The organism is Leptospira bouyouniensis (assembly GCF_004769525.1).
Taxonomy (GTDB): Bacteria; Spirochaetota; Leptospiria; order Leptospirales; family Leptospiraceae; genus Leptospira_A; species Leptospira_A bouyouniensis.
The window spans coordinates 537,026-543,077 of sequence record NZ_RQFT01000011.1; the positions used below are offsets into that span (position 1 = coordinate 537,026).

Sequence of the window (6,052 nt, forward strand, 5' to 3'; positions counted from 1 at the left end):
GGATATTAATCAAACGGATAAAACTGAGGCTTTTTCCAGTCCCAAATTCGCTCAGGAAATATGTTTACATCTCCACCTCTGATATTCCACAATTGTGTTTTTTTAGAAAAAGCAGCCGATATATGAATTGTAATAGATAGCATGGCAAGAAACAAAAAAACCAGAGAAAATAATTGGCTATCTTGGAAATGTTTCCAAACGATAGCTAAAATCAAACCAAAAAAAGGAATGATATCTGTAAAAAATCTGGGTCCAACAGAATGACCACCCCACCAATGTGGAAACATTGAAATAGCAAGTAAATGCATAATCACCACGGTCAGACAGAGTAACAATATTGGTTTGTCAGGTCCCGAAATAAAAATAGTTAAAAAAATAACAAACAAAACAGGTGACCAAATTAAAATACCTCTATTAGGACTCAATAGGTTTCCGAATATTGCAATTCGAAACAGTTCCCAATCAAAGCTTAATCTATTCGAACGATAATATGGATGAATGAAATCATCAAAAAGGAAGAAGTTTAATATAAAGAATAAAACCAACATAATTAAAATAGTAATTATATACATCATTCTATTTGCTCGATAATTACGAATTAAATAATATGAAATGAAAACTAATGGAATTATGTTCGTCGGTCTAACCACATAAGAAAAAACCAAGATAATACCAATTAAATTCAACGAAAATCGGGTCTGCTTTTTCGAATTCAGTATTAACAATACTATTGAAAGTAGTAAAACACTTCCAGGATGTTGCCAAAGTGCCCTGCTTCCGGAAGTCAACAATGGTGTACCAAGTGCTATCACGAATATCAAGAAAGCAGCCCTTTTTTTTAACAAATAAAAAGTAAATAATCTATACAAAAAGAGAAGAGAGATCAGCACTATTATAGTGGCAGATAACTTTTCAAGTTGAGCATTATGATTAAACCAAATTGATTCACTTATAAAAAAATTTAAAAAGAAAATTATAGGCGAAATTAGTATACTTATTCCATATGGAAAAAAATTATAATAATGATTTTCAATAAAAATAGAAGCATATGATTCCCGTAGACCATAACCTATATACTCATCTAAGTCAAAATTTCCTTCATTTATTAAACTTAAACTTGTTGGAATCGCCCAATAGGAATCCAAGGTTACCATAGGTCGAGAAACTAGATAAACAGCAGCAATCAAACTGAAAATGACTAAGAAGTAAGAATGACGATAAAAATTACGAGCCATAAAAAAAGAAAAAGTTGCTAATCAGTTGAGCATATTGGATTATGCAAAATCGTAGATAAGAATATCTGATATTCAAATTTGAAATCCATATTAATAGAAAACGATTGTTATGACAACTTAATTCTTTCTAACATTCGGTCATGATCAGTCAATGTGAGACTATTATACTTCCTGGCGAAAGTGTCGTAAAAAAAATCACTTCGCTGCACGTAAAATCGAATTAATTCTTTGTTAATTTTTTGTTTAGAAAAGATATGAAATGTTTCATCGACTGAGAAATAATGGTAACCATATATAGAGGCAATAACGTTAAAAGTTTCTTGATTATAGAATGTTATATGCTGGCCAGTTTCAAAAGAATAATACCACCAATTTTCATTGGGAACCTCATTTCCATATGATAAAGTCGTTGTTATAAAAAAATTCGGACTAAATTCTTTAAAAATTTTGTCTAACTCAAATTTTGGGTTTTCCAAATGTTCAAGAACTTCAAAACTTAATAATACCTCATAGTAACCGCTATTCTTCTCAAATCCTTTAGCTAACAAATTTTCAGTATATAAATCATTCCAATAGGCATCAAAACCAGCATCTCGAAGCAATCTTACCAACAATCCATAACCGCCTCCAAAATCTAAAATTTTAGATTTGAAAGGCTTAATAGATTTCGCTGCAAAAATCTTTAAGTATTTTTTAAATATCCTATATAAAAAAACTGGAAACAAATTTTTAAGATTAATTACTGAAAGCAAAACCAGGACTCTCTTAGCTAACATTATGTTTCTTTGGACTAAACCAGTATCCGTTATTGAAATACTTTCTGAGTATGCAAAATCTAACCAATTTACAAAGTCCAATTGTAGCATTTTACAATAATTACATTGATACAGATTTGCGTTAAATTTTTTTAAATATAATAAATCCGATTTCACCAAAGTAGCATCACTACCACAGAGCCTACATTTAATTTTTGCAATATTCATATTTTTACCAAATTTTATTATATATAGTCTATATAATCTTTAATTTTTATGAGCTGATTTGATTCCAAATCTAAAAAGTTTAAATCTTTAATTTCTTCCAAACGTTCTAAGCGATTATCCAAAAACGTCAAATCTCCTATAGAATTCCTTGATTCACGCACCCAATTATACGAATATCCCTCTTCGAGAGTTAATACCTGAAAACGTCCTGCAAATTCATTTAGAACAAAAAAAGCATTATTATTGATCTCGTTGCAACCAATAAAAGAATACCCTCGAATTTTTAATAAATCGTAAAAAGCTTTTAATGATGCACCAAAATATAGCCCTGAATAATGTTTATCATGCCGAATAAATTTTGGATCATATGGAACACTTAAACTCTTCTTTATTCCCAATAAGTTATTAAATTCAACAATTACAACAACTGGTCTAACCGATGTTATTTTTTTTAGAATCCAATAATCATTACCATCAATATCAACGCTCAATATACCTATATCTCCAGAAAATTTATTTTTCGCAAAAATTGTTTCAATATTATCAGCATCAATGAATGCATATTCAGCAATTAATTTCGTTTTCCAATACAATTCAGTTTTTTTGATTGAATTTATATACTCTTCACTTCCGTCAATTATTAAGCCTTTCCAATGATCTTTTAAGAGAAGAAAGCGAGTATTCGATTCGGTATAGTTTTCTACTCCAAATTCGATAAATATTCTTGGTATCTCCGGGATCTTATAAATTATAAATTGAATTATTCCATCCTCATCCCATTGAGAAAATACAGAAAATCCATTTTCAGATAAATTCAAAGAACTCTTCTGAATATTTGCTTTTGATTGCAGTTTTCCCAAATCAATATGAATCTTCTCCAACCTTAAATTAATTTTCTTTTGTTCATCAATATAATCTAGAAACAGACGATTTAGTAACCGCTGCAATATTCTAATCAATAACTTTTTCATATAATTTTTTCCATCTTACTTAAAATATAATTCTTAATTCTTTCTAAAAAGGAAATTTTAACGAAAATTCGTCGTGTATAATATTCCAATAATGGATTTGGAATTAAATTCGGCGGATCAATCAAAGGGAAATCTAGCTCATTTGTTTCAATTTGATTCAATTTTGAATTCTCAACTTTGGTGTGAGTCGCATCAAAACCAAAGCCAATATTTTTCACAAGATTCTTACAAGGCATTATGTTAATACGATTTTTCTCCCAGTTGAAAAACCCCCATTGTAAATCCCAGGTATCCAATTTTCCCGAGTTAGCCAACTTAACATTCTCAATCCAAAAACATCTTTCTACTTTATTTGGAAATTTTGAGTTAACAATTTCTTCAATTCGCTCTTCACTTATTCCGCTGCTCTGGTATCCCAACCAAGCCCTTTTCCATGTCCCCCAACCCCATATATGTGTATAAACTGTGCTGTAATATGAGTAGGGCAAATGTACTTTATTATAAAAGAAATTATTACCTGATATAATACCAATATTTTCATTTTTGTTGTATTTTATGAGCATAAGTTCCATGAATCTATAAAAACTTTTATTGGGCAAACAATCATCTTCTAAAATAATACCCATGTCTTCATGTTCAAAAAACCAATCGATTGCTCTCGAAACTGCAAGCCTACATCCTAAATTTTCTTTTCGAAATAGAGTAACTAATTTAAAATTAAAATTTCTTTTGCTCAATATTTCCTTGAATTCATTTATTGCAATATTATCCATTTCATGTCGTGGACCATCTACAGCTATATACAAAACACTAGGTTCATAAGACATGATCGAATCTAACACGACAGATGTTAGATGTGGTCGATTAAAAGCAATTAATAGTACAGGTAATTTCATATTGAATTAATTAGATCTTTATAACATTTCAATGTTTGATCAATTGTACTTAACCAAGTGAATTTTTGACTCCGGGAAAATCCTTTTTTAATTAATTCTTGCCTGAGATTGTAATTTTTATATACTTCTCTAACAGATTCAAAAATTGATTCCGCTTCCATTGGATTAAAATAAAAGGCTGCATCGCCGGCTACTTCGAGAAAGGAAGACGTATTGCTACATACTACTGGACATCCATTCTGCATTGATTCTATGATCGGTATACCAAAGCCTTCATATATAGAAGGAAATACAAAAAGTCTACATGAACGATACAAAGATATTAATTCAGAATCATTATGAAAAGATTTAAAAAATATTTTATCTTCAATTTGACTTTCTTTTAGTAATTTAGTTTCAGAAGATGAAATATTTCCTCCGCCGGCAACTATAATATTAAGGTTTGGAAATTCTTTAAACAACGGTATAATACTTTTAATAAATAACTGGAAATTTTTATAAATTGAACGATTTCCGACAAATAAAATTGAGTCTGAGAAATCTTCTCGTAAAATTTTTTCATTCTTTATTTGATTTAGAGAAGAAGCTAAATGAATCACTTCAATTTTACTCTCTGGTAATTTATAATAATCCACCAGATCTCTTTTGGTATTTTCCGATATTGCTATTACCTTATTTGCAGATTCTATACAGATTTTTTTCCTTTCCAAAAACCTATTCACGTTCGGAAAATAATCACTAAATTTTTCATGAATTAAATCATATACGGTTATAACAATTGGTGTATTTGATTTAATTGCCCACTCTAAATAATAAGGATTATAATATGTTGGATGAAAAATATCTATTTCACCTGAAAGGAGTCTATCCTTAACAAATTTCTCCATTTCCAAACTATGGTCTCGAACCAATTTGAACTTTTTGAACAGGTTGAATAATCGATTTTTTCCAAAAAAATATTTCTCGTTAAGGAAGTTATTTATCGAATAAAACGCTTCAATATTAAATGTCTCGTCATTTCTCAAATATTCGTTATTTGAATATAAAATTGAATGCTCAACATAAAAATTGTTTCTTTGACTAATTTTTGTAATTAACTCATAATAATAGCGAGAAATACCACCATACACCTGCTCTAAAAAAGTTTGATGGTCATATAAAATTTTCAATTTCAAAAAACCTTTGAATTAATTAATTACTTTTAAATTTAAAATAAAAATTCTTCAACCGATTATGCCAATTCCAAAAAACAAAACATTCTAATTGAAAAAACAATAATTCATGAAGTTCTTTAAATAATAAAGGAATCAACATCGCAGAAACAATTTGGGAAACTAAAGTAGCTGCTGCTGCCCCTAAAATGCCATTGGAGGGAATCCAAATAAAATTAAGTATAATATTCATAAATAAACCAACAATACTCTTTAGCAAAACAAAACTTTGTTTGTTTTCAATAATATAGTAGTTTCCTCCAGCAACTCCCAAAAAAACAAATATAGCTGACCAAATATAAATTCGAAAAACATCACCTGCTAAAGAATAATCAACACCATATAAAAATTCAACAATCCAATTCCCAAAGATTTGAACTATAAATGCCATAAATATAGAAATCATAAACAAAACGATGTGAAGATTCTGGAAGGTTTCCTTGTATTTCGCAATTGAAGATTTTTTTAATTCAATAAGTGTTGGATAAAATGAAGCAGAAATTCCTAGCGGTAAAAAATACCAAAATTCGCTTAATTTCACAGCTACACTATAAAATCCAACTGAACTATCTCCCAAGAGCATGCCGATCATCAATTGATCGATTTTCATATAGAGTATGACAGATAATCCAGATATAAAAATTGGAAATGATTCTTTTAATAAAACGAACCACTTAGTAAATTTTGGAAAATATAAAATATTAAATCCCTTTATATTGCAATAATAGATAAAAATCAATAAATAGGAAATAATAG

Annotated in this window: 6 protein-coding genes; all 6 read right to left on the reverse strand. The window is 29.0% G+C overall.

Going from position 1 to position 6,052, the window contains the following annotated elements:
• Positions 1–5: 5 nt before the first annotated feature.
• Entirely contained in the window at positions 6–1,235 is a 1,230-nt protein-coding gene (locus EHQ43_RS14270) for a hypothetical protein (protein ID WP_135771528.1), read from the reverse strand.
• A gap of 107 nt (positions 1,236–1,342) precedes the next feature.
• Positions 1,343–2,218 (reverse strand): class I SAM-dependent methyltransferase, encoded by an 876-nt coding sequence (locus EHQ43_RS14275; protein ID WP_244242817.1) that lies wholly within the window; start codon positions 2,216–2,218, stop codon positions 1,343–1,345.
• Positions 2,219–2,235: 17 nt separating this feature from the next.
• Positions 2,236–3,189 carry an FkbM family methyltransferase gene (locus EHQ43_RS14280; protein ID WP_135771529.1) on the reverse strand — a complete coding sequence of 318 codons (954 nt, stop codon included), beginning with the start codon at positions 3,187–3,189 and terminating at the stop codon, positions 2,236–2,238.
• Positions 3,186–4,016 carry a hypothetical protein gene (locus EHQ43_RS14285; RefSeq protein WP_135771530.1) on the reverse strand — a complete coding sequence of 277 codons (831 nt, stop codon included), beginning with the start codon at positions 4,014–4,016 and terminating at the stop codon, positions 3,186–3,188. The genes EHQ43_RS14280 and EHQ43_RS14285 overlap by 4 nt, the downstream gene beginning before the upstream one ends.
• Before the next feature lie 65 nt (positions 4,017–4,081).
• Positions 4,082–5,254, reverse strand: a complete 1,173-nt coding sequence (locus EHQ43_RS14290; protein WP_167481797.1) for a glycosyltransferase family 4 protein — start codon at positions 5,252–5,254, stop codon at positions 4,082–4,084.
• Between the two features lie 22 nt (positions 5,255–5,276).
• Positions 5,277–6,052 (reverse strand): oligosaccharide flippase family protein (locus EHQ43_RS14295; protein ID WP_167481798.1); only part of this gene is annotated, 776 nt, incomplete at its 5' end.

Excerpts from the sequence above, each read along its gene's own strand:
- EHQ43_RS14270 (WP_135771528.1), bottom strand. The coding sequence starts at position 1,235 with ATGGCTCGTAATTTTTATCGTCATTCTTACTTCTTAGTCATTTTCAGT.
- EHQ43_RS14280 (WP_135771529.1), bottom strand. The coding sequence starts at position 3,189 with ATGAAAAAGTTATTGATTAGAATATTGCAGCGGTTACTAAATCGTCTG.
- EHQ43_RS14275 (WP_244242817.1), bottom strand. The coding sequence starts at position 2,218 with ATGAATATTGCAAAAATTAAATGTAGGCTCTGTGGTAGTGATGCTACT.
- EHQ43_RS14285 (WP_135771530.1), bottom strand. The coding sequence starts at position 4,016 with ATGTCTTATGAACCTAGTGTTTTGTATATAGCTGTAGATGGTCCACGA.